Consider the following 20,240-nt stretch of genomic DNA (forward strand, 5'->3'; position numbering starts at 1 on the left):
TTATGATTCTTGAAATTGAAAAAGTTAAAAATGTTTGGCATGAAGTTAAAGATATTCTCTCTGTTCCTCATAATGAGAAACAGTATAAAAAACTTTTAAAAGTTCTAGATGAATTAATTGATGAAGTTGGAAATAATGAAAAACATTCTTTAGCTCCTTTATTAGAAACTGTTGGAAATTTAATTGAGGAATATGAAAACGATCATTTCATTCAGCCTAATAATCAACCTTTAGACGTTCTTAAGTTTTTAATGAAAGAAAACCAATTCTCTCAGAAAGACCTTGCGGAACTCGGAAGTCAAGGTGTTGTTTCGGAAATTCTTAATGGGAAAAGAGAACTTAATGTCAGGCAGATTAAAGCTTTGGCTCTAAAATTCAAAGTATCTCCTTCTGTTTTTATTTAATCAAATCTAATTAATTTGCGACTGCGTTTAACTACGCCTTACCGCTACGCTGCGGGATTCGCTTCGCTCACCCTTGCTCGGGCTGAAGCCACATTTCTTTCGCGTCACTGCGCTTGCTTAGCAATCTCGTGCCGCTTCAGAAACGTCGATAAGCCTAGGTCGTTATACGCCACCCGCAAAAACAAGAAAAACTAAACAAATAATAAGTATTTTTTTGTTTTTTTCTGGAATCTACCGAAAATAGTTGTACAATCTAAAGTGCCAGGCTCAAAACTGAGAGAACAGGGGGGAATAAATGTTTGCTTACTCATATGAAAGATTGATAAATTCAATTGCATTTTTTTCAACAGAACATCAAAAAATAACGCGAAAACCTCTTTATAAGACTACCCTTCTCAAATATCTTGCATTATTTTATTACAAGGTATTTTCCGAATCAGGGGAACCTCCGTTAGAATTATCCTTTATTGCGATGGAAAATGGACCTGTCGCAGAGGAAGTTTACGTTGGGATCAATGAAAATGCATTCAACGTTGCTGAATTTGAAATAATTAAAAGCACAACATCTAATGATTCAGAGCAAATACAAATACTAGGTAAAAGTTATAATTTAGACTTTTTTTCAGAATTTGAAATTGAAATCATGAATGAGCTAATTCAAAATTTTGCCACCATGTATAAAAATAACACCGCAATTATTGATGCTACACACGAACTTAGACCGTGGAAAATTGCCTGGGAAAATCGCGGAAAAAGTAGACTGAAAAAAATGAATGATGAAGATATCTTTGATGAATCATTCCAAAATACATTAGCCTCAGAACACTATGCAATTTATAAAAATTTAAGAGACATTTCAGGTGCCCATTTCAGTAGGTGATGTTTTTATTTGGTCTCAATTTAAGGGTCACAACGATGGCAGCATTAAAGATGCCTGGTTTGTCTACATAGGAAAGACCGGTCTTTATTCTGAGATTTTTATAGCATACTTATTAAGAACAACAACACAAATACATCATTACTCTCAGGGCGGATCGAGAAGTAATCATATAACGCACGTATTTAATCCTAAAAATATAGCACACAATTTCTTTACCAGCGAATGTCTATTAGATTTAACAGAGAAACCTTTCAACATAAAAGATAATATTGATACGCTTGAAAAAGTAGGTGTCCTATCAAAGAAAGGTAGATTAAATGAAAATGAATTAAGGGAAATTTACATAAAATTATCAAAAAATAAATTCATTTCCAAAATTGATAAAATGAACATTCGAGATTCCTTAAGACTACATGGAATATCTGGCCTGCCAGATTAGAAAACTAATAATTAAAAGCGCGGGCAGCGTATAACTACGCCTTACCGCTACGCTGCGGGATTCGCTCTCGCTCACCCTTGCTCGGGCTGAAGCCACATTGTCCTCCGTCACGTTTCTTGCTTAAGCAAGAAAACGCGCCGACGCTAACGCCTCCTCCAGAGGCTCAGCTACGGACAACGTCGGTAAGGCTAGTTCGTTAGCCGAAAGCCAGAAAATTTACTACAAAAAGAAAAAATAAAGAAATTAAAGCACCAAAAATACAGACTAATATATGTATTGACATACATATAGGATATCCTATCATTTGCATGTGGAGTTTGAATGGGATTCTAGGAAAAATCAAGATAATCTAGAAAAACACGGAGTAGATTTTTATACCGCACAGCTAGCTTTTCTTGATCATAATAGAGTTATTTCAAAAGACATTTTACATTCTACGGAATCAGAAGAACGATTCTTTTGTTTTGGGTCCATTCCCGAAGGTATTATTACTGTCAGATTTACTTTGAGAGCCAACAATATCAGAATCTTTGGCGCTGGGTTCTGGAGAGAAGGAAAGAAGATTTATGAAAAACAAAACAAGCTACTCTAAAGCTCCAAAGGATATTACTAACGCTATCAATTCTTCAGTAATTATTAATGATTTTTTACCTCCTCCTGATAAATTAATTACAAAAGAAGACAACTCAAAAGTTACTATTTTATTAAGTAAAAAAAGTATTAGCTTTTTTAAAGCTCAGTCCAAGAAATCTGGCGTTCCTTATCAATCTATGATCAAAAAAGTTCTCGATTTATACGCAGATAAGTTTGCTCACAAGTAAGTTTTCTTTAAAAAAGTGAATTACTATTTGAAATTTTACTTACAAATATCTATATAAATTTCACTATCCTTCTAGAAATACATTTGCCTTTTATTAATTATTTTGAATATCTCTTCAAAAGTTGCACTTAATCGTTGAATCCGCTTATTTAACTTAAGGCTTTGAAAAGACCACTTAACAATTTCTGGCCATCGGCATAACTACGCCTTACCGCTACGCTACGGGATTCGCTGCCGCTCACCCTTGCTCGGTCTCCGACACATTGTCCTCCGTCACGTTTCTTGCAAAAGCAAGAAAACGCGCCGACGCTAACGCCTGCATTGCAGGCTCAGCTACGGACAACGTCGGTAAGGCTAGTTCGTTAGCTGAAATGTGGCAACAGGTGAAAATCCATACGGTATTTTCAAATCTTTATCCATAACCAAATGACCCTACTCATTTAGTCAGAATTTTAATTGGGAATTCAGATCTTAGGAGAAATAAAAAGATCAATTCTAAAATTACTTCTCTCTTTTGCATTTCTAGATTTAAACCTAAATCAGGCTTCTTCTTTAAACGTTTTTGTTTTTAACAAAAATGCAATTAATTGTTATCAAAAGGTCGGGTTCGAAACTACAGGTTTGATTTGGGAAAACACAAAATTCAAAAATACTACAACCATGAGTATCCTTAAAAAGAGTCTATTTTTTGTAACTAAAAAAAGGTTGCAAATTTGACACCTTTAACTAAATTTAAAAAGTGTCAAAAATAGATAAGCTAATTCTTAGGTTTAAGGCTAAACCAAAAGATTTTACTTATGATGAATTGAGAAAATTACTGGGTGCTATAGGATATTTAGAAGACAATTCGGGAAAGTCGTCAGGCTCCAGGGTCGCATGGAGTCATTCAAAAACAAAGCACATCATTCGACTTCATAAACCCCATCCTCAAAATATTCTTAAAGCTTACCAAGTTACACAAATCTTAGATGAACTAATTGCAGAAGGGTATATCGAATGAAAGACATTATTGAATATAAAGGTTTCCTTGGATCTCTTCATTTTGATTCTGATGATGAGATTTTTTTTGGAAAGATCGAAGGGATAGAAGATCTCATATCTTTTGAAGGGCAATCAGTAAAAGAAATCAAAAAAGCATTCGCTGAATCTGTTGAAGATTATTTGGAACTATGCAAAAAAACAAAGAAAAGTCCCGAAAAATCATTTAAAGGAACATTCAATGTTAGAATTTCTACGGATTTGCATAGACGGGTTTATCGAAAATCTTTAATTGAAGGTATTTCCCTTAACCAATTTGTTCAACGAGCTCTTGAAAAAGAGATAGATACTAGAACGCCACACTTCAGCTAACGTCCCTTCGGGACTCAGCTGCGGACAACGTCGGTAAGGCTAGTTCGTTATACGAAAGTTGCGATTTACCTAATTCCAGGAGAAAACTAAGCAATAAAAATGCAAAATTTAAGAAATGCTCTGTAATCCGATCAAATTTTTACTAGATTTTTGACAGCATATACGCTACCATTTACATGTGAGAGTCACTGTCGACACAAACGTAATCTATCAAGCTTTAAGAGATAATAGAGGTGCTTCTTTTTACATCCTATCACTTATTGAAATTGGAAAAATTGAATTAGCATTATCTACGCCTGCATTTATGGAATATTCTGATGTCTTATTAAGGGAAAAATCTTTAAAAGACTTACAATTCAGGAAAAATGAAATTAATCTTTTTCTTGATTTTATTTCTCATATTGCAACGCCTTTTTCTATAAGTTATCTTATGAGACCCAATCTTGAAGATGAAAACGATAACATGTTTGTTGAATTGGCTTTTGCTAGCGCAAGTCGTTATCTTATTACTTCAAATGTAAAAGATTTTAATTTGGGTAATAATCTTAGATTCGACTCGTTTAAAATTATTACACCTACTGATTTCGTTAAAATGTGGAGGAAAGCATATGAATAAGAAAAATGTTCTAACTATTAGAATTCCTGAAGATTTAAAAGATAGATTAGAAAAGACCGCATCTACGCAAGGGGTCTCTTTAAATCAATTTGCTCTTTATGCTTTTACTAGAGGGATTAATGATATTGAAACTTCTAATTTTTTTAAACAACGCATTAGTGGAAAAACCAAAGAAAGCATTGAAGCAGGTTTTAAGAAAGTGATGAAGAAAATTGGGACAAAAGGCAAGCTTCCCGATTGGGATAGAATCTAATCCTAGAACCGCAACCATCGGCTAACTTCGCCTTACCGCTACGCTGCGGGATTCGTTTCACTCCCCCTTGCTCGGGCTAAAGCCACATTGTCCTTCTGTCACTCGCTTGCATACGCAAGCTACGTGCCAGTCCCTAACGTCTCTTTGAGACTCAGGGTCGGACAACGTCGGTAAGGCTCGTTCGTTATGCGTCATGATCTAAATTCATATATAATCAAAATTATTGTTCTTGAAACAAGAAAAGATAGAAAGACGCTGAATACCAGAATGAGAAAAATAAACACTATATATGATACGATTCAAAAATGGTTCCGATTAGAAAAAATCACTAATGGTCTGACTAGATCTGAGTTACGATCGGTTCGCACGACACTTTACGTTCAATTTAGTATGTTTTTAATGCCAACGCTCCTACTTGTCCCAGTATATTATAATGAACCGCCAGAAACGCATTTCTATTCTTATATCCATTATATCATTCTTGTTATTCCATTGATATTTGCATTCTTCCTTCTTAAGTTGCGTTATTTCAATTTTTCCGCTGTATTTACGTTAGTAGCTATTAATTATCACCTCGGAGCACTGACATTAGCTCAAGCTGATGATCCCGCACCACTAGGTTTTCTAATTACTTCAATTTTATCATTTCTAATGATCTCTAAGAATTTTAAGGTTTCCCGATTTCTAATGTCTATTTTGCCTTTAGGACTTTTTATTTCTAGCCAGTATCATTATAGAGTTTTAGGTGGAAATGCATTATTTGGTCCACCCAAATGGATAGTGTCTGCTGAGTATCTTATTCCCCCTCTAATACTATTATGTTTTCTTATCGTGTTGGTTGTTTACCAGTTTGTGAAAGCAGTAGATATTGCAGAAACAAAATTAATGGAAGAGCATGAAAAGTCAGAAAAATTATTATTAAATATTATGCCCCAAGAGATAGCTGAAGAATTAAAACAAAAAGGAGCTAGCACACCTAGGCAATTTAATTCCGCCACAATTTGTTTTACTGACTTTGAGGGGTTTACAAGTATCGCCGAAACTATGAGCCCAAAAGAGTTGGTAGCTGAATTGGATAGATGTTTTTCATATTTTGATAGCCTAATGGATCATTATAATCTTGAAAAATTAAAAACAATTGGAGATAGCTATATGTTTGTTGGAGGAATCCCCACTGAAAATAAGACCCATGCCGTGGATTGTGTACTGGCTGCAATAGAGATACAAGCGTTTATGAACCAAATGAAAGATATAAAAAAATCTCAAAATCTACCGTATTGGGAATTAAGATTGGGAATTCATTCCGGTGAAGTAATTGCCGGAGTAATCGGGGAGAAAAAATTCGCATATGATGTTTGGAGTGATACCGTCAATATCGCAAGTAGATGCGAATCTTCGGGCTCCACTGGAAAGATAAATATATCTGGAGATACCTTTGAGCTTATTAAAGACTTTTTTGATTGTGATTATCGCGGATACATAGAAGCAAAAAATAAAGGTAAAATTAAAATGTATTTTGTTAATGGTCTACTAGAGAAACTTCAAGAAAAAGATAATCCAAATACACCCAATAGCCAATTCAAAGAAAGATACGCACTATTATAAATAAAAGATCACGACGCATAACTACGGCTTACCGCTACGCTGCGAGATTTGCTTCGCAAACTCTTGCTCGGGCTGAAGCCACATTGTCCTCCGTCACGTTTCTTGCCTAAGCAAGAAAGCGCGCCGACGCTAACGCCTAAAGGCTCGGCTACGGACAACGTCGGTAAGGCTAATTCGTTATGCGTCATCACCTAAAATTTGATTTTAATCGAATAATAACTATTGACAACAGTATCGTGACACGTTAGCGTTTACATGTGATTCTAGGTTTTGCTGATAAAAGAACCGAAAAAGTTTGGAAAGGCGAATTTTCTAAAGAGCTACCCTCTGAAGTTCAGCTACAAGGAAGGAAAAAACTTAGGATGATCAATAATGCTATGAATATTGATGATCTTAAAGTTCCACTAGGAAACAAACTTGAACCTCTAAAAGGTAATAGAAAAGGACAGTTTAGCATTAGAATTAACGATCAGTGGCGGGTTTGTTTCATCTGGAACGGAAATAATGCTGCTTCCGTTGAAATTGTTGATTATCATTAAGAAGGAGTTTGTATGAAACGTTTACCTAACATCCACCCAGGGCAAATACTACAGGAAGAATTTCTTACTCCTTTGAAAATTACTGCTTATAGACTCGCAAAGGAAACAGGAATCCCTCAAACTAGAATTAGTCAAATTTTACTTTATAAAAGATCTATCTCTGCTGACACTGCAATTCGTTTTTCTAAATTTTTCGGCACTACTCCTCAATTCTGGCTTGGATTGCAAAATGATTATGACCTAGAAGAAGAAATGATAAAGAAACAAAAAGAATTTAACGGAATTCACAACTATAAAGATTTAGCAATCGCATCTTAGTCTAATAGTAAAGATCCAAAAAAATATTTTTGAAATGGTTGGAACTTCATTTCTTATACCATCAAATGATAAAATATACTTAACTACTGCCAGACAGGTCTTAGAATATATAAAAAAATCTCTATTTGGCTGGAATTGGAAAAGAATATCAAACTATGATGGAAACGAACAACACAGAATTTTTTTTCGAACCAACTTTCTTACTACTAAACTGTATCGAATAAAATGGTGACTTCGCATAACTACGCCTTACCGCTACGCTTCGGGATTCACTTTGTTCACCCTTGCTCGGTCTAAGACACATTGCTCTTTTCTATCACTCGCTTTGCATATGCAAGCTACGGATCGACACGCTAACACCTGCACACGCAGCAGGCTCATAGACTACCAACGTCGACAAGGCTATTAACTTTATTTTGAGGCCATTATAGGGATTGAAAACCAATCCCCAAGCAACCTGGTCCAATTTTCCTTTTTTAAATACATAGAGATTACACTTGCCATTGGGCCTTTAAGCAATATTGCTTCCGGGCTTTCATTTTTTTTGTTGACATGCAGGTAAATACCTGCATGTTGTTCTGGTATGCTGAAAGAAATGCAAGGGGCTGACAAGGTGTTCAAGGCGTTGGCTGACCCGAGCCGCCGGAAAGTTCTCGACCTTCTTTATGACAACAATGGGCAACCGCTTTCAGCTCTCTGCGAACACCTCAATATGCAACGACAATCCGCGACGCAACATATTGACATCCTAATCGATGCGATTCTGGTAACGGTAGTTTGGAAGGGTCGAGAGAAACTCCATTTTATCAATCCCGTGCCGATTTACGAGGTATATGAACGTTGGGTTAGAAAATTTGAACAAAATCGCTTAAGACTTTTACACGACCTGAAAGCGCAACTCGAAGGAGAGAACGATGGAAAAACCTAGTTTCGTCTATGTCACGTACATAGCCAGCACACAAGAGAAGGTATGGCGTGCATTAATTGATACGGAAGTAACGCACCAATATTGGCTTGATCCATTATCTAGCAAACCGGCACACATAAACGTTTCGGATTGGGAGCCCGGTTCGGAATGGAGGCACCAGCGCGTAGATGATGAAGGGACAATCGATATTATCGGCAAGGTTGTAGAAAGTATTCCTCCACGTCGCCTAGTTCTTTCATGGGCTAGGCCGAACGAAGTTGAAGAAGAATCAAAACATTCGCGGGTAACATTCGATATTGAGCCTTATGGCAATGGGTTAGTTCGATTGGTTGTTACCCACGAGGATCTAGATCATCAGATGCATGCGGGAATATCTAAAGGCTGGCCAATGATTCTTTCGAATCTCAAAACATTCTTGGAATCAGGCCGCGCTCTATCAGAGCAAATTTCAGTGACCTAAACCTTGAACATACGATTTTTCAAAAACTTTCAAATGGAGAACAAATATGAATAATCCCTATTCAGGTGGATGTGCTTGCGGCGAAATTCGTTACAACATTTCTGATGAACCGATATTTATGAATGATTGTCAGTGCCGGGACTGTCAACGGATGAGTGGCACTGGCCATGGGTCCTATCTGACGTTTCCATCTCGGGCAGCTGTAACGCTTAATGGTCAAGCATCACACTTTAATATGGTTGGCGACAGTGGCAATACCAAGACTGGTGGCTTTTGCCCAAAATGCGGCTCGCCCGTGTACATGACGTTCGCCGCAATGCCTGAACTATTTACGGTGCACGCTGCAAGCCTTGATGATCCGCGTCGATACAAACCGCAGGCAGTGACATACTCTGTGCGCGGTAACACTTGGGACCACATCGATCCGTTACTGCCAAAATTCGAAAAGATGCCTCCGACATAAAGGATTGTCGGAGAGAAAAGGTGAATTAACTAAAGCTCATATAAAAAATTCTGAAATCGATAATTCGAATAAGCCTGCCTTATCTACATTATCAGAAGCGGATGAATCGTTAGTTGATAATTTTATTCTACAAATTAAATTAATCGAAACAAATGTATTGATTGAGTTCAATAATTCATTTTCTTTTTCGAAGATACCATTTTTAGTAGTCCATCGGCAGCATCTTGTGTGGTTTTAGGAACAGCTTCGTCCGGACCTGAAGAATGGAAAACGGAAACTAGGATAAAATTAAAAGATTCTGTAGAAAGCTAACAGCGCATAACTGTTATATTCGCAATGCTCACGTACGACTAACATCTGTGTGCAAAATTAAAGGAAGGTCAAATGAAAAAACTAAAGATTTTTACAGTATCATTTGCTAGTGTTTATCCTCTCTATTTGCAAAAAGCAGAGAAAAAAGGCCGAACTAAATCAGAAGTTGATAAAATCATCTTTTGGCTCACCGGATATAACGAGAAAACCTTACAAGAACAACTGAATAAAGAAGTCAATTTTGAAGAATTTTTTGAACAGGCGCCACACATAAACGACAATGTTTCACTTATCAAGGGAATGATTTGCGGATATCGAGTAGAAGAGATTGAAGATGGGCTTATGCGAAATATTCGTTACCTTGATAAATTAATTGATGAATTAGCAAGAGGAAAGGCTATGGAAAAAATATTACGCAAACAAGATCATCAAATGAATTAATAAAAAGGTTTTGCTTATTTTTAAGAAAACTTATCTTTGAGTAATGAATTTTCCGAACGTAAAAGGGATTGAAGGTTATTCTATTTCAATTGATAAATTCATAGATGCTACAACAAAAATTGAATTCTCTGAACTGCACAAAGACTTTCTCATCTTCCTAACCGATCAAAATGCTTCTATTCTTGACATTGGTGCAGGTATCGGGAGAGATGCTTTTTATTTAGCAAATATAGGTCATTCTGTCATTGCCGTTGAACCTTTGCAGGAATTTATAGATGTGGGTAAAAAACTTTATCCTCATCAAAATATAAGATGGATTAATGATTCTTTACCAAACTTAGAATCTTTAAATCTCCATCATGGCTGCTTCGATTTCATTCTTGCTTCCGGTATTTGGCATCACTTAAATGATGTTGAACAATTGGATTCCTTAATTAAAATTAAAAATCTATTAAAACCTAACGGTATTTTTGCTCTCTCTCTTAGAAATGGTCCTCCAGGTTTAGGCACTCATGTTTTTCCTACAAATACTACGCTTACTGTTATACATGCGCAAAAGATTGGATTGAAAAAAATCTTTCTTATCGAAAATCAACCAAGTCTTATTAAATCCAAGAAGGATGTTTTTTGGTCCAAATTAGTTTTACAAAACTAAAGGACATAGTGGCGCCTTTCGGCCCAAGCCATCTGGAAAAGAGTTCAGGATTGACCCACATTTCAAAGACAGTCTTTATATCGGCCTCAAAGAAATGAGCGATAATGAAAACATCTCCACATTTTTACTCGTTAGTTGCTAAATTGGGTTTTGAACTTGCACATCCCAATACTAGCAACGTTCAAAAAGATGACAAACTTAACAAGTATTTCATGATGAAACATTATTTAACCTCCCCAAGTATTTGCCGAGGTTGCCAATATGTTGTTTACCACCTTCGATCGCACCATATTTTTTATTAACTCTTTCAAGTTCTTCTTTGCTCGGGAAAATCTGTTCCATTGTTAGATTTGTTCCTTCACCAGCTTCTTCAAATATAATCTTCGATTGAAAATCAACATCCTCGGTGCCTTCACCGTCACCAATATGTTTATAGTAAATGGAATGAGGTTTCTTAATTTCTATAAATTGAATTTTGTTTTTATAGTCATGTCCGTCAGGACCATGCATGATGAAGTCCCAAATCCCGCCATTTGAAAAATCCATACTTTCTGTCGTTAATGTAAAGCCATCCGGCCCCCACCACTGTGAAAGATGCTCGTGAGATGACCACACCTCAAATACAAGATCGATTGGTACATCAAAGTATCTATTATAAATGACTTTATTATCTTGAATGATTGTATTATCATTATTTTTAATCACGGCCTTTCTCCTTCTTAATTTTCAACAGGTATTTTTCTAGCTTATCCAAACGTTTATTCCATAAGTTTTTAATATCCAATAACCAATCTTCCATTTCATTTATCCCCGAACTATCAAGACTATAGATACGTTTTTGCGCCTCCTTTTTCATTTGAAGCAGTTTCGCTTCTTTTAGTACTTTTAAGTGCTGTGAAATAGCGGGTGAACTCATCTTGAAATTTCGGCTTATCTCGGTTGAGGTAAGCTCACCGTTCTTGGCTACCAATGTCACAATTTCTCTTCTCGTATCATCTGCCAGAGCAGCAAACGTATTCATATAAGCATATTTAAGTATTTTATTAATTAAGTCAATACTTAATTAATATTCAAAAAGTCAGAAGTAAACCCGGACAGAAATATTCAAAATCGTCTTGTATAGTCCCCCGATGAGACATAAAAATCGGATTACCGATAGTTACGGCTGAACCCTACACCTAACAAAGCACTTGCTGAAATATAAACAGAGAAATGCTTCACATCTTTCGCCAGTGTCGGAAAGATTCAAAATATATAGAAATTTTTTTCTTAACAAATAAAAATGAACCTCGATCATGTTAGTTCGTTAGACGAAATCCTAAAGGATCAATAGATATATCACCTAATATTAACTCCAAACAAGAGAAACAACTAAGTTCTAAGCCGAACCTGATGGTCGATTTTCGTGTAAAATCATATCGGGAGAATAACAATGATTTTTTTACATAAACTGGAGACAAAAATAACACAGACCTCCGTTTCGCTTAGCGCAAATCTTGTGTTACGACAGAATTAATTTGCAATACAAAGTAAGGATATTTTAGTGAAAGAATACAAAGCGAAATCTATCAAAAGCGGATCCATGAAAACGCCATCTATGGCTTAACTTAATTCTTCAACCTCGAAAACTTCGCATAACTACGTTTCAACCATTCCTGCAAAAGATTTTTTTCGTTCTGGGATAACACGTTCAGATCCTTTAAGTTTGCGCCTAATGTTTGCAAAGCATTAGAAATTACTTCATCGCCATTACTATATGATTCAGTTGTAATAGATGAAATCATAGACTCTCTTATATTTATATAATAAGAATTCTCGTGAAGGAAATCCGGCCAGGAAAGCATCGTAAGAACAACCCCTGATGCAGATGCAAATGCGCTAAACGTAGCTTCCTCCTGGCTAACCTTAAGGCACCCGGAGGTCGCCAAACGAATAATGAGATTTTTCAGTCCATCATACGCAATCTGCGCAGCCGGTGTAAATCTACCTGAGTATGATTCCCCATACATAAGCCCGTAAAGTTCGGGATTCTCCAGTCCGAATCTGACATGGATATCCCATCCTGCGCGTAATTCTTCAATTGGATTTAATGTTCCTTCGGATTTGGGCCGAATTTTCATATACCTTACAAAACCATGTTCAGCAATAGCATCGAGAAGACCGCTCTTATCACCAAACAACCTGTATATCGTAGGAAGTTGTACTTTTGCCTCATCAGCTACCGCACGAATCGTAATGGCATCCCGACCAATACTTTTTAAAAGACGTTCCGCCGCGGCGAGTATACGTGTCCTGTTCGCATCTTGTTTTTCCTTATTCATTCATCAAAACCTGAAACCTAATATTATTAACAAAAGTCCTTATTTTTTATTGACCATTTTTGGATAAAATCCATCATTATCAATGATATCATTTTTATGTTATCATTGATAACATAAAAAACAACCGAAAAGAACTAAGGAGAACGATTCATGTTTAATCTAATAACCGAAATAAATTGGATAGCTGTCATATTGGCTGCATTGACCTCTTCCATTTTGGGCGGACTTTGGTTTACAGTATTTTTTGGTCGACTTTATGCAGAAGCACTAGGTAAAGAATATACACCCAAAGAAAAACCTGCACCCATTTTCATTGTAGGACCCTTCGTATGCGGCTTTGTTTCAACCGTTGCAAGTGCAATTTTGATTTATGCCTTAAAAATTGAATCGGTTTCAAATGCGCTTATCTTTGGTTCCATTGTTGGGATCGGTTACTTGGCTTCTACTACTGTCAATACTGCGATTAACCCAAACATACCTCGTCCGCTTTTTTACGGTTTAATTAGCGGAAGCTACTTTTTTCTTTCCAGTTTGATTGTTGCCGTTATTATTTGTTTAATAAGATAGCATTCGCAAGTTCAGAACTTTTTTGATTACTGAATTGATTTGAAAATCGATTTACTTTTTTGAAATGATTTTTTGAAAAAAACCGATCCCATGTTTGTATTTGTTATGCGATAGACCCTAAAAGAATATAATTCCTAAATATATGAAAAAATTTATAAGAGAAAAATCAAGTATTCGGAATACTCTTATCCTTTGCCTTTTCTTTACTTTCACTCTCAACTGTAAAACTCAAAGCAATTTAAAAGAACCGAATATTAAACCTTCATCACCCATTTCATCTTTAGAAAAAGTCAAGATCGGCGGAGCCAGTCAATGGATTCTTTCTCGTGGCAATGATATAGAAAAACCTGTTTTGTTAATTCTTCACGGTGGACCGGGTGCCGCCTCCATAGGCTTTGCAAGGTATTTCTATAACGACTTGGAAGACCATTTTATCGTTGTTAATTGGGATCAGCGTGGCTCAGGCAAATCCTTTTCATTATTCATGCCGGAAGTAACCCCCGAAACTTACATTTCAGATACCCTTGAAGTAGTTCTTTTCCTCAAGAAAAAATTTCATACTCAAAAAATCGTTCTTATGGGGCATTCTTGGGGTGGATACATCGGTGCAATAGTTGCCCATCGCTATCCGGAGCATTTTTTTGCGTACATCGGCATTGGACCCGTAGTCAATGGCGAACAAAGTGCTCGGATTTCTTATGAATTTATATTGAATCAAGCAAACAAAGATCCGAGCTTAGCTCCAAAGGTAAAAGATCTAACTCTATTATCATACTTGGAAAATAGACGGGAATGGTTAAACAAATTCGGAGTCGGGATGTTTCATGGTGATCATAGAAACGATGAAGATGAATTTCTCCGGGGAGTAATGTTCGATTCCCCGGATTATTCACTAGTTAACATGCTGACTTATTTACCCGGAATTTGGAAGACCGCTTCCCGAATTAGACCGTTCTTTTTCAAGATGGATCTTTTTAAAGAGGCTCCTGAAATTAACGTTCCTGTTTACTTTTTTTCAGGACGTTTCGATTACTACAATCCTGGAGAAATATTAGTAAAATATGTTTCAGCTTTGAAAAGTCCTAAAAAAAGTATACATTGGTTTGAATGTTGTTCGCATGCACCTCATTTCGAAAGGCCAAAGGATTTCGCGGAAAAATTGATTTCTGTAATAAACTCAACAGCTCTTTTCGAAAATTGACTTCTTTGTATTTGTTGCGTTGTATCAGGATAAGGTGGTCAGAGGATTAACTGCTTATACCTTGCATCAATATTACTGCAAACAAAACGGTGTAGAAGAAGTTTTCTTACAAGCTGATTTAGGGGATGATTATGCAATTGAATTTTACAGATCAACCGGAACTACTCCGGAAAGTGTTGTTCATTTTTATTATCCTTTACATATGTAAAAACGATTAGACTAAAGATGAAATTAGTTACAATTTTATATGTTAAAAATACTACCCAACTCAATCGCGTATTCATGGCAAATATCCGAGTCAGAGAAAAGTCAAGTTTTTGCCTGTGATGAATTTCTAAGCAATCCTGATGACGTTCTATTTCGCGGAATATCCATAAATGCATCGCCTGAGCGCGTCTTCCTATGGCTATGCCAATTAAGAGTAGCACCATACAGCTACGACTGGATTGACAATAAAGGAAAGCCTAGCCCTAAAACGTTGAATCCAAAACTACGAGATTTGAGTATCGGACAAACGTTTATCATTTTCGAACTGGCACAATTCAAGGATGCCGAACACATAACTCTTGTTACCAATGACATCCAAATAGAATCTTTTTTCGGTAAAATAGCGATGACATACCTAGTGCAAGAGAGAGACGATGGATCTTCGAAGTTGTTAGTAAAAATTCTTGTGAAGCGATCATCTCATAAACTTATAGCGGCCTTGCTTCCCTGGGGAGATTGGATAATGATGCGTAAACAACTCCTGAACATAAAAGAACTCGCCGAACAGCCTATCTAATATGATTACTCTTGATAAATTTAGAAAACTTGTCTTTGCATTTCCGGAAGTGAAAGAGATGCCTCATTTTGAGAAAATTTCCTTCAGAGTGAAAAATAAAATTTTTGCAACTTTCGATGCCAAGGACGAAGAAGCCGTTTTGAAATTTTCTAAAAATGATCAGGAGTTCTTTTCATCGGCCTCGGGTAGCTGCGTTTATCCTATTGATAACAAATGGGGTCAACAAGGTTGGACAAAAGTCGAATTAAACTCTGTGAATTTAAACCTTTTCAAGGATATGTTGATTATTGCATATTGTGAGTGCACCAAAGAAACTTGTCGATTTGGTTAAACAAAAAAAATAACATATTGGCATTCTCCGGTAAATTTACCGTTTATAACTTCGACCGCCGTGGTCGCGGTGATAGTGGAAACACTTTACCATACTCTATAGAACGTGACATCGAAGCTGGGATGCCTAGAATATTTGTTTGGTTATTACCGCTCTTTCCCGGTTGGCGAATCATGAAGGCTCTAGCTTCGACACTTGCTTATGATATTGCCTTAATGCAGGATCTACCACCGTTGGAAAGAGCCTCACGTGTTTCCTTACCAACTCATATTATTGTTGGTGAAAAAAGTCCTTGGGGCATACATGATGTAAGTAACAAGCTGGCAGGACAGGATCATATGGCTAGTGCCAAAGTCTTATTACCATTACTTACGGATTTCTTAAAGTAATCTAACATGATAAAGTATTGGTGACTAAATTACTAAAGAGGTTATTATGGATGCAAGTTTTTGGCACAAAAAATGGGGAAAAAACGAGATCGCTTTCCACGAAAGGGAAGCTAATCCGCTACTGGTAAAGTATTTCAAAAAGCTATCTTTAGCAGAAGGCAGCCGCGTATTCGTACCATTATGCGGAAAGACTCTTGATATTCCCTGGTTACTTTCAAATGGCTATCGTGTTGCCGGAGCCGAACTCAGCAAAATAGCGATTGAGCAATTATTTCTTGAACTTGATGTTGCACCGAAAATATCAGTCGTTGGTGAAGTGGATCATTACAGTGCAGAAAATATCGACATCTTTGTCGGTGATATTTTCCATTTGTCTGACAAGATACTCCGTCCGGTCGATGCAATTTACGATAGGGCAGCCCTAGTCGCGCTTCCCGAAACAATGCGCAACAGATATACAACGCACTTAATGAAGATTACTGATAAAGCACCGCAATTGCTCATTTGTTATGAATACGATCAAAGCTTAGTAGAAGGTCCTCCTTTTTCGATTAGCAATGAAGAAGTAAACCTACACTATAAAGATCATTATAATTTAAATCCTATTGAAAGCAAAAATGTAATTGGTGGGTTGAAGGGAAAAACTACTGCAAAAGAAAATGTTTGGCTACTGCAGTCGGAGAGAAATTAATTGAAAGCGATCGTATATTCAAAGTACGGATCCCCCGATGTTCTTGAGTTTAAAGAAGTAGAAAAGCCTACTCCCAAGGCCAACGAAGTTTTAATTAAAATTCATGCTGCCTCCGTGAATGCTGCGGACTGGCGTCTTCTAAGAGCTGACCCGTTTTTAGCTCGGCTGCACACAGGACTTTTTAAACCGACAAAATTCCCAATACTCGGTTCCGACATAGCGGGACAAGTGGAAGCCGTAGGTAAAGATGTTGTTCAGTTTCAACCTGGCGATGAGGTGTTCGGAGATGTTTTCAAATCCGGTCTTGGAGGATTTGCAGAATACAAATCTGCTTGTGAAGACGAACTGGTTTTGAAGCCAACCAATATATCGTTCGAGGAAGCGGCGGCAGTTCCTTTGGCCGGTCTCACCGCCTTACACGGACTTCGCGATAAGGGACTGATAAAACCGGGACAAAAGGTTTTGATAGGCGGAGCCTCCGGGGGAGTTGGTACGTTTGCAGTGCAGATTGCAAAGTATTTTGGAGCGGAAGTAACCGCAGTATGCAGTACCGCAAAGATGGATATGGCACGTTCAATTGGCGCTGATCATGTTATTGATTATACTCAGGAAGATTTTACGAAAGGTGAAAAGCGTTATGATCTTATTCTTGCGGTGAACGGATTTCGTTCCATCTTCGATTACAAACGTGCGTTAGATGTCGGAGGGATTTATGTTATGGCCGGAGGCGATACTGCCCAGCTATTCCAAGCTCTACTGTTGGGTCCATGGATATCCTTATTCGGTAACAAGAAGATGGGAGCCCTAACATCAACTCCGAATCAGAAGGATCTGCTCTTTTTAAAGATGCTTCTTGAAGAAGGCAAAATAAAGCCGGTGATAGATAGACGTTATAGTTTAAATGAGGTTCCCGAAGCTCTCAGATATCTTGAAAAAGGGCATGCCGGAGGGAAAGTCATCATCAGTATCAGTGTGTGAAAATGCGCGGTGTTGCCTGACAACCCGCGCATAAGAAAAACCATTAGTTCATATCATCAATCTTAATGTCATCCGGCGCAGGTTGACCGTGGCCGACTTCGACAAGATTTCTCAGACTGAGTAGAAAGGTTGCCCACTTCATGCTGCAATGTGCTGTGAAATCACTTTCATTTTTCCAGTCTTGATGGCGAAAGTGGATGATCGTCATGGCCGCTCCGTCCGGTGCAGTGCTTGCTTTCAAATTAAAATCGATATGCGAACCGATCCAGTCGTCCGGTCCTGAAGTGCATTCCCAAAGAACACGCTCTGGCGCAAACTCCCGAACTTTCATCTCCATATTGGCTTTGTGTCCGAAGCCGAAGTGAATCGATTCACCTACAGCAGAAGACCCGCCGGAAAATGCTCCCTCAACTTCCTTAGTCCACCAACCTGCAAGGCCAGTCTTTGTCGTCAGCGCTTTTACCACATCAGTAGCTCCAGCGCGAATTCCTATTTTGTGATATATCCCATTCATATTCTGCTCCTTTTTCCTTTGTTGTTTTTTCTTTCCGGCAATGCCGAATCAAAACGTTATTTTATTCTTTCTCTGCCATCCAGTTTTCTAGACCCTCAAGAATACTCGCCCACCCATGGTGATGCATTTTAATTTCAATGTCGTTTGCCAAACGTTCGTGAACCAATGTTACAAGCGTCTGTGGTTTGTTAACCGCACCTGCCGAACTCTTGCCGGTAACCGCAGGCAGCGCAGTAAACGTAACTGTAACGAGTGTATCACGACCTCCGGTTGCATGGGATCGCCAGGTGAATACAAGCTTTGTGGGCTCTTCAATGGTAATGTATTCGCCCTCATGCGGGAATATTTTGCCGTCAAGAAGCATATTGATTTGAAATCGACCGCCTGGACGTGGATCTATGTTAGTCGATTCAATGCCAATAAGATCTCCGGATAAAAACCAGCGCGAAAAGTCTTCGGCTTTCAGCCACGCACGAAACAGCCGAGCCGGTTCTGCATTAATTTTTTTTTCTACTCTTAGGACCTCTGTGGTCATTGTCTTGCTCCTCTATGAAAGTCTCGAGTCTATCGAGTTTGTTCGTCCAGAATTCCTGATGGTAGGCGAGCCAGGAAGATGCCTCGGAAAGTGATTGGTTTTGCAGCTCAAGCCGAAAACTACGGCCGTCTTCCGGAGCGCGTGTTTTGCGTATAAGACCTGCTTCGGTAAGTACTTCGATATGTTTGGCAACTCCGGCAAACGACATAGAAAATGGCTCTGCCAATTCTGAAATCGTAAGCGGGCGTTTCCGTAGACTCGCTAGCATTTGCCGTCTTGAGTGATCGGCAAGCGCGGCAAATACACGATCCAACTTTTGCTCTTTTTTATATAATTCAACCATCTAGTTGAATAATTCAAGCTATTCAAACTTCGTCAACTATTAAACCATTTAGTTGAGTATTTTTTTGTCTTTAGGAAATAATGCGTCCTCTTCAAAAATTCTAAATTTTAACTTTAAACAAATGATTGAAGAAATTCCGAATGAATGGATCAATGAATTGAATTTTCTCAAAGTAGACCTGTTAATTTTTCTAGAGAATCAAGTTCTACTATTTAACAGTCTGCGTTGAGCCTTACCCAGTCCTTACGGAGCTACTACTATGCCGCAAAACATAAATGAAAACGATGCTCTCGAAGATTTCACATGTCGGGAAATCACTCTCGATGGCGCTACGAAGAAAGTATATGTAGCTGGCAGTGGACCCGCAGTGATCGTCATGACCGAAATGCCGGGCATCAGTCCCCATGTAGCGCGTTTCAGCCGTTGGGTGCGTGATGCAGGTTTGACAGTTTATATGCCATCTCTCTTCGGTCTTGATGGAGTGATATCAAGTGCCAAGGAAGGAAAAACAGTGCTAAGACGAGCTTGTGTTAGTGCGGAGTTTCGCGCATTCGCAGCCAACGAATCTAGTCCAGTTACGCAATGGCTGAGAACATTGGCAAGACTCGCACACAAAGAGTGCGGTGGTAGAGGAGTCGGTGCCATTGGAATGTGCTTCACGGGTAACTTTGCTTTGTCGATGATGCTTGAGCCCTTGATGTTGGCACCCGTCTTATCCCAGCCGAGTCTACCGTTCAACGATCTTTCCGGTATCGGGATTGCTCCCGACGAACTTGAGGCAATTCGAGAGCGACTCATCCGGGAAGACCTGACTGTAATCGCCTACCGATTCGAAGGAGACCAGCTTTGCAAAGCCGAACGCTTTGCGGCTTACTCCGAGGCCCTTGGGGATCGCTTCGTCGGACGAGTACTTCCCGACAGTGCCGCCAACACTTCCGTCCCACCGTTTTTCGCAGAACATGTGCCGTTCCCACATAGTGTTGTGACTGTCCATCTGATTGACGAAGCCGGCCAACCGACAATGGCAGCTCGCGATGAAATCCTGTCGTTCTTTGTTCAGCGGCTCACATAATATTTCGAGCTGTCTTTAGAAAATCTTTATA

Annotated in this window: 33 protein-coding genes; 27 read left to right on the forward strand and 6 right to left on the reverse strand. The window is 38.2% G+C overall.

All coding sequences use genetic code 11. The features are described from left to right. Positions 1-2 precede the first annotated feature (2 nt). The 18 genes from EHS11_RS11230 to EHS11_RS11315 all read left to right on the forward strand — a co-directional run bounded on the left by EHS11_RS11230 (position 3) and on the right by EHS11_RS11315 (position 10,483). Positions 3-404 carry a helix-turn-helix domain-containing protein gene (locus EHS11_RS11230; RefSeq protein ID WP_135764513.1) on the forward strand — a complete coding sequence of 134 codons (402 nt, stop codon included), beginning with the start codon at positions 3-5 and terminating at the stop codon, positions 402-404. A 319-nt stretch (positions 405-723) separates the two neighbouring features. Further along, entirely contained in the window at positions 724-1,284 is a 561-nt protein-coding gene (locus tag EHS11_RS11235; RefSeq protein ID WP_210413674.1) for a type II toxin-antitoxin system antitoxin SocA domain-containing protein, read from the forward strand. Then, the gene (locus EHS11_RS11240; protein ID WP_135764515.1) at positions 1,265-1,723 is read left to right on the forward strand and encodes a hypothetical protein; all 459 of its coding nucleotides are present in this window, start codon (positions 1,265-1,267) and stop codon (positions 1,721-1,723) included. The genes EHS11_RS11235 and EHS11_RS11240 overlap by 20 nt, the downstream gene beginning before the upstream one ends. Before the next feature lie 310 nt (positions 1,724-2,033). Beyond that, on the forward strand, positions 2,034-2,315 hold the full coding sequence (locus tag EHS11_RS11245) for a BrnT family toxin (RefSeq protein WP_135764703.1): 282 nt from the start codon (positions 2,034-2,036) through the stop codon (positions 2,313-2,315). Next, positions 2,290-2,544, forward strand: a complete 255-nt coding sequence (locus tag EHS11_RS11250) for a CopG family transcriptional regulator (protein WP_246047809.1) — start codon at positions 2,290-2,292, stop codon at positions 2,542-2,544. Before EHS11_RS11245 ends, EHS11_RS11250 begins: the two co-directional genes overlap by 26 nt. Before the next feature lie 738 nt (positions 2,545-3,282). After that, positions 3,283-3,543, forward strand: coding sequence for a type II toxin-antitoxin system HicA family toxin (locus tag EHS11_RS11255; RefSeq protein ID WP_135764516.1), 261 nt, complete (start codon positions 3,283-3,285; stop codon positions 3,541-3,543). After that, positions 3,540-3,893 (forward strand): type II toxin-antitoxin system HicB family antitoxin, encoded by a 354-nt coding sequence (locus tag EHS11_RS11260; RefSeq protein WP_135764517.1) that lies wholly within the window; start codon positions 3,540-3,542, stop codon positions 3,891-3,893. Before EHS11_RS11255 ends, EHS11_RS11260 begins: the two co-directional genes overlap by 4 nt. Positions 3,894-4,071: 178 nt before the next feature. Further along, the gene (locus EHS11_RS11265) at positions 4,072-4,509 is read left to right on the forward strand and encodes a putative toxin-antitoxin system toxin component, PIN family (RefSeq protein ID WP_135764518.1); all 438 of its coding nucleotides are present in this window, start codon (positions 4,072-4,074) and stop codon (positions 4,507-4,509) included. Continuing rightward, positions 4,502-4,762: a toxin-antitoxin system HicB family antitoxin gene (locus EHS11_RS11270; protein ID WP_135764519.1), complete on the forward strand. Its 261-nt coding sequence runs from the start codon at positions 4,502-4,504 to the stop codon at positions 4,760-4,762. The genes EHS11_RS11265 and EHS11_RS11270 overlap by 8 nt, the downstream gene beginning before the upstream one ends. A gap of 267 nt (positions 4,763-5,029) precedes the next feature. Beyond that, positions 5,030-6,367 carry an adenylate/guanylate cyclase domain-containing protein gene (locus tag EHS11_RS11275; RefSeq protein ID WP_135764520.1) on the forward strand — a complete coding sequence of 446 codons (1,338 nt, stop codon included), beginning with the start codon at positions 5,030-5,032 and terminating at the stop codon, positions 6,365-6,367. Between the two features lie 257 nt (positions 6,368-6,624). Next, the gene (locus EHS11_RS11280; RefSeq protein ID WP_135764521.1) at positions 6,625-6,906 is read left to right on the forward strand and encodes a type II toxin-antitoxin system RelE/ParE family toxin; all 282 of its coding nucleotides are present in this window, start codon (positions 6,625-6,627) and stop codon (positions 6,904-6,906) included. A 12-nt stretch (positions 6,907-6,918) separates the two neighbouring features. Further along, on the forward strand, positions 6,919-7,224 hold the full coding sequence (locus EHS11_RS11285) for a HigA family addiction module antitoxin (protein ID WP_135764522.1): 306 nt from the start codon (positions 6,919-6,921) through the stop codon (positions 7,222-7,224). A gap of 583 nt (positions 7,225-7,807) precedes the next feature. Then, entirely contained in the window at positions 7,808-8,152 is a 345-nt protein-coding gene (locus EHS11_RS11290) for an ArsR/SmtB family transcription factor (RefSeq protein WP_135764523.1), read from the forward strand. Further along, positions 8,139-8,612, forward strand: coding sequence for an SRPBCC family protein (locus EHS11_RS11295; protein WP_135764524.1), 474 nt, complete (start codon positions 8,139-8,141; stop codon positions 8,610-8,612). The genes EHS11_RS11290 and EHS11_RS11295 overlap by 14 nt, the downstream gene beginning before the upstream one ends. Before the next feature lie 46 nt (positions 8,613-8,658). Further along, the gene (locus tag EHS11_RS11300; RefSeq protein WP_135764525.1) at positions 8,659-9,075 is read left to right on the forward strand and encodes a GFA family protein; all 417 of its coding nucleotides are present in this window, start codon (positions 8,659-8,661) and stop codon (positions 9,073-9,075) included. 177 nt (positions 9,076-9,252) lie between these two features. After that, positions 9,253-9,387, forward strand: coding sequence for a DUF4357 domain-containing protein (locus EHS11_RS20485; RefSeq protein ID WP_135764704.1), 135 nt, complete (start codon positions 9,253-9,255; stop codon positions 9,385-9,387). Between the two features lie 72 nt (positions 9,388-9,459). Next, positions 9,460-9,828 (forward strand): DUF2200 domain-containing protein, encoded by a 369-nt coding sequence (locus EHS11_RS11310; RefSeq protein ID WP_135764526.1) that lies wholly within the window; start codon positions 9,460-9,462, stop codon positions 9,826-9,828. Between the two features lie 43 nt (positions 9,829-9,871). Further along, the gene (locus EHS11_RS11315; protein WP_135764527.1) at positions 9,872-10,483 is read left to right on the forward strand and encodes a class I SAM-dependent methyltransferase; all 612 of its coding nucleotides are present in this window, start codon (positions 9,872-9,874) and stop codon (positions 10,481-10,483) included. Positions 10,484-10,693: 210 nt separating this feature from the next. On the opposite strand, the gene EHS11_RS11320 is transcribed toward EHS11_RS11315, so the two are convergent. The 3 genes from EHS11_RS11320 to EHS11_RS11330 all read right to left on the reverse strand — a co-directional run bounded on the left by EHS11_RS11320 (position 10,694) and on the right by EHS11_RS11330 (position 12,804). Then, complete coding sequence (locus EHS11_RS11320) at positions 10,694-11,188, reverse strand: SRPBCC family protein (RefSeq protein WP_135764528.1); 495 nt, start codon at positions 11,186-11,188, stop codon at positions 10,694-10,696. Then, positions 11,181-11,504: an ArsR/SmtB family transcription factor gene (locus EHS11_RS11325; RefSeq protein WP_135764529.1), complete on the reverse strand. Its 324-nt coding sequence runs from the start codon at positions 11,502-11,504 to the stop codon at positions 11,181-11,183. The genes EHS11_RS11320 and EHS11_RS11325 overlap by 8 nt, the downstream gene beginning before the upstream one ends. A gap of 586 nt (positions 11,505-12,090) precedes the next feature. Beyond that, positions 12,091-12,804 (reverse strand): TetR/AcrR family transcriptional regulator, encoded by a 714-nt coding sequence (locus EHS11_RS11330; protein WP_135764530.1) that lies wholly within the window; start codon positions 12,802-12,804, stop codon positions 12,091-12,093. A gap of 150 nt (positions 12,805-12,954) precedes the next feature. On the opposite strand from EHS11_RS11330, the gene EHS11_RS11335 reads away from it, so the two are divergent. From EHS11_RS11335 to EHS11_RS11370, 8 genes are all read left to right on the forward strand, one after another. Continuing rightward, positions 12,955-13,371 carry a DUF1761 domain-containing protein gene (locus tag EHS11_RS11335; RefSeq protein ID WP_135764531.1) on the forward strand — a complete coding sequence of 139 codons (417 nt, stop codon included), beginning with the start codon at positions 12,955-12,957 and terminating at the stop codon, positions 13,369-13,371. A 142-nt stretch (positions 13,372-13,513) separates the two neighbouring features. Beyond that, positions 13,514-14,572: an alpha/beta fold hydrolase gene (locus EHS11_RS11340; protein WP_135764532.1), complete on the forward strand. Its 1,059-nt coding sequence runs from the start codon at positions 13,514-13,516 to the stop codon at positions 14,570-14,572. Between the two features lie 34 nt (positions 14,573-14,606). Then, positions 14,607-14,780: a hypothetical protein gene (locus EHS11_RS11345; protein WP_342775446.1), complete on the forward strand. Its 174-nt coding sequence runs from the start codon at positions 14,607-14,609 to the stop codon at positions 14,778-14,780. A gap of 291 nt (positions 14,781-15,071) precedes the next feature. Next, positions 15,072-15,356, forward strand: a complete 285-nt coding sequence (locus EHS11_RS20190; protein ID WP_246047812.1) for a hypothetical protein — start codon at positions 15,072-15,074, stop codon at positions 15,354-15,356. 1 nt (position 15,357) lies between these two features. Continuing rightward, positions 15,358-15,687, forward strand: coding sequence for an MmcQ/YjbR family DNA-binding protein (locus tag EHS11_RS11355; protein WP_167884416.1), 330 nt, complete (start codon positions 15,358-15,360; stop codon positions 15,685-15,687). Beyond that, the gene (locus tag EHS11_RS11360; RefSeq protein ID WP_210413675.1) at positions 15,672-16,076 is read left to right on the forward strand and encodes a hypothetical protein; all 405 of its coding nucleotides are present in this window, start codon (positions 15,672-15,674) and stop codon (positions 16,074-16,076) included. Before EHS11_RS11355 ends, EHS11_RS11360 begins: the two co-directional genes overlap by 16 nt. A 46-nt stretch (positions 16,077-16,122) precedes the next feature. Further along, positions 16,123-16,767: a thiopurine S-methyltransferase gene (gene tmpT, locus EHS11_RS11365; protein WP_135764534.1), complete on the forward strand. Its 645-nt coding sequence runs from the start codon at positions 16,123-16,125 to the stop codon at positions 16,765-16,767. Beyond that, positions 16,768-17,745: an NAD(P)-dependent alcohol dehydrogenase gene (locus tag EHS11_RS11370; protein ID WP_135764535.1), complete on the forward strand. Its 978-nt coding sequence runs from the start codon at positions 16,768-16,770 to the stop codon at positions 17,743-17,745. A 43-nt stretch (positions 17,746-17,788) separates the two neighbouring features. Here the strand turns inward: EHS11_RS11370 and EHS11_RS11375 are convergent, their stop codons facing one another. From EHS11_RS11375 to EHS11_RS11385, 3 genes are all read right to left on the reverse strand, one after another. Beyond that, a complete protein-coding gene (locus EHS11_RS11375) occupies positions 17,789-18,259 on the reverse strand; it encodes an SRPBCC family protein (RefSeq protein ID WP_135764536.1) in 471 nt (156 codons plus the stop codon). 61 nt (positions 18,260-18,320) lie between these two features. Next, the gene (locus EHS11_RS11380; protein ID WP_135764537.1) at positions 18,321-18,794 is read right to left on the reverse strand and encodes an SRPBCC family protein; all 474 of its coding nucleotides are present in this window, start codon (positions 18,792-18,794) and stop codon (positions 18,321-18,323) included. Beyond that, positions 18,757-19,137, reverse strand: coding sequence for an ArsR/SmtB family transcription factor (locus tag EHS11_RS11385; protein ID WP_135764538.1), 381 nt, complete (start codon positions 19,135-19,137; stop codon positions 18,757-18,759). The genes EHS11_RS11380 and EHS11_RS11385 overlap by 38 nt, the downstream gene beginning before the upstream one ends. A gap of 259 nt (positions 19,138-19,396) precedes the next feature. Here EHS11_RS11385 and EHS11_RS11390 point away from each other — a divergent pair, with 259 nt between their 5' ends. Next, entirely contained in the window at positions 19,397-20,209 is an 813-nt protein-coding gene (locus tag EHS11_RS11390) for a dienelactone hydrolase family protein (RefSeq protein ID WP_135764539.1), read from the forward strand. Positions 20,210-20,240 lie beyond the last annotated feature (31 nt).

The sequence above is a fragment of the Leptospira ilyithenensis genome, assembly GCF_004771005.1.
Classification (GTDB): Bacteria; Spirochaetota; Leptospiria; order Leptospirales; family Leptospiraceae; genus Leptospira_A; species Leptospira_A ilyithenensis.